At 62.0% G+C, this 2,368-nt stretch carries 4 protein-coding genes; 2 read left to right on the top strand and 2 right to left on the bottom strand.

The features are described from left to right. Nucleotides 1-617 (bottom strand): purine-nucleoside phosphorylase (gene deoD, locus Q4C89_RS14805; RefSeq protein ID WP_303103389.1); only part of this gene is annotated, 617 nt, incomplete at its 3' end. Nucleotides 618-652: 35 nt separating this feature from the next. Between deoD and Q4C89_RS14800 the strand changes: the two genes are divergently transcribed. Both Q4C89_RS14800 and Q4C89_RS14795 read left to right on the top strand, forming a co-directional pair. After that, complete coding sequence (locus tag Q4C89_RS14800) at nt 653-973, top strand: rhodanese-like domain-containing protein (RefSeq protein WP_303103388.1); 321 nt, start codon at nt 653-655, stop codon at nt 971-973. Continuing rightward, complete coding sequence (locus Q4C89_RS14795) at nt 970-1,290, top strand: metal-sulfur cluster assembly factor (protein ID WP_303103387.1); 321 nt, start codon at nt 970-972, stop codon at nt 1,288-1,290. Before Q4C89_RS14800 ends, Q4C89_RS14795 begins: the two co-directional genes overlap by 4 nt. 79 nt (nt 1,291-1,369) lie before the next feature. Here the strand turns inward: Q4C89_RS14795 and ispH are convergent, their stop codons facing one another. Continuing rightward, on the bottom strand, nt 1,370-2,368 hold the full coding sequence (gene ispH, locus Q4C89_RS14790) for a 4-hydroxy-3-methylbut-2-enyl diphosphate reductase (protein ID WP_303103386.1): 999 nt from the start codon (nt 2,366-2,368) through the stop codon (nt 1,370-1,372).

Raw genomic sequence — 2,368 nt, 5'->3', positions numbered from 1 at the left:
AGGTGGTCGCTGACGGTCAGGATGGTCAGCGCCCGGACGCCGTGCTTGGCGGCGACGGTGTACAGGCCCGCCGCTTCCATTTCTACCGCCAGCACGCCGAACTGCTGCCAGATTTTGTACTGGTCGAAGTCGTCGTGGTAGAAGGTGTCGCTGCTCATGATGTTGCCGACATGGGTGCGAAAGCCCCGTTCCTGGGCGGTCTGGTAGGCCCGCAGCAGCAGCTCGAAATCGGCGATGGGCGCGAAGGTCTTTTCCCCGAAGCGAATCTTGTTGATGTTGCTGTCGGTGCTGGCAGCCTGCCCGATGATGATGTCGCGCACCCGCACGTCTTCCTGATAGCTGCCGCAGGTGCCGACGCGAATCAGGTTCTTGCAGCCGTACTGGGTAATCAGTTCCTCGGTGTAGATCATGCAACTGGGAATGCCCATGCCGGTGCCCTGCACGCTGACGCGCTCGCCCTTGTAGGTGCCGGTAAAGCCCAGCATTCCGCGCACCGTGTTGTGCTGCACGGGGTTTTCGAGGAAGGTTTCCGCGATGTGCTTGGCCCGCAGGGGGTCGCCCGGCAACAGGACGGTTTCGGCAATCTGGCCTTGTTCGGCGCTGAGGTGAATGCTCATATTGCCAGGGTAGCCCATTCGGTATGCTTGGCTCTATGACGAATCTGAAAGAAGTCACCCCCGCCGAAGGGCAAAGGCTGGTGCAGGGCGGCGCACTGCTGGTGGACGTGCGTGAGCAAGAAGAGTTCAACAACGTCCACGCCGAGGGCGCACAACTCATTCCGCTCAGCGAGTTCGAGAGCCGCTACAGCGAACTGCCCAAGGACAAGACCCTGGTCATGATTTGCCGCAGTGGGGCACGCAGCGCCCGCGCAGGCGAGTTGCTGCTGGAAAACGGCTACAGCGACGTGGTCAACCTCAGGGGCGGCACCAACGCCTGGGTCGAAGACGGCCTGCCCTCGGTACGCGGTCAATGACGCTGCCTACCGAAGATCAAGTGCGCGAGGCGCTCAAGGTCGTCAAAGACCCCGAAATCCCCGTGAATGTCGTTGACCTGGGTCTGGTCTACGGCGTGGAGATTCTGGAAGACGGCAAGGTGGACATCACCATGACGCTGACCAGCGTGGGCTGCCCCGTGCAAGACCTGATTCGCGCCGACGCCGAAATGGCCGTGAGCCGCTTGGAAGGCGTCAACGACGTCAACGTGGAATTCGTCTGGACGCCACCCTGGGGGCCGGACAAGATGACCGAAGACGGCAAGCGCCAGATGCGGATGTTTGGATTCAACGTGTAAGTGTAGAGAGGAAAGGGAAGAGGGGAAAGGGTTTGGGGGCGTTCTGCCCTCCTCCCTTTCCCCTCTCCTCTTCACGTCTTCACTGCATCGTGCGCGGCAATTCCTGGGTCGGCAAAATCTTTTTCGGCTCTCTAAATTCGATGTTTTCCCACTCGCCTTCCTCGACCACCTGCAACTCGGGATTGAGGGCGCGGAAATGGGCCACCACGTCCTGCACGAGGTCGTCGGGGGTGCTGGCGGCGGAGGTGATGCCGAGGTTTTGCACGCCGCTCAGGTCGAGGCCTTGCAAATCGGCGGCGGTTTCCAGGCGGTAGGCGCGTCCGCATTCGGCTTCGGCGAGTTCCAGCAGGCGCATGCCGTTGCTGGAGTGGGTGGAAGTCAACACCAGAAAGGCGTCCACCTGTGGCGCGATGTTTTTCACGGCGTCCTGGCGGTTTTTGGTCGCGTAGCAGAGGTCTTCGCTCGGCGGCACCACCAGCGCGGGAAAGCGCCCCTTCAGAATCTCGATGGTCTTGCGGGTGTCGTCCACGCTGAGGGTCGTCTGGGTCAGCACCACCAGCCGCTCGGGGTCGGGCACTTCGACGGTGTGGGGGTCGTGCAGCCCCGCGCCTGTTTTGCCCAGCACGCCGACCAGAATGGTGTTGTCGGGCGCTTCGCCCCGCGTGCCGATGACTTCCTGATGCCCCGCACTGTCACCGATGAGGAGGATGGTGTAACCCTCCCGCGCATATTTTTTGGCCTCGGTATGCACTTTGGTCACGAGCGGGCAGGTCGCGTCAATGGTCGCCAGCCCGAGTGAGCGTGCCCGTTCGCGCACCGCCGGGCTGATGCCGTGGGCGCTGAAAATCACGGTGTCGCCGCCTTCGGGCAGGGCGTCCACGCCGTCCAAATCTTCTACAAAATGCACCCGCCCACCGCTGGAGAGTCGCTCTACCACCGTATGGTTATGCACGATGGAGTGATAGACGGTAACGGGTTTTTCTTCGCGGAGGGCGGCTTTTTCTACCGCCTGAATCGCCATGACCACGCCCGCGCAAAAGCCGCGTGGTTTGGCGAGATGGATGCGCTTGACAGTCAT

The sequence above is a fragment of the Deinococcus sp. genome, assembly GCF_030523985.1.
Taxonomy (GTDB): Bacteria; Deinococcota; Deinococci; order Deinococcales; family Deinococcaceae; genus Deinococcus.
Note: the sequence above shows the minus strand (reverse complement) of the source record. Positions and strands in the feature narration are given on the sequence as shown.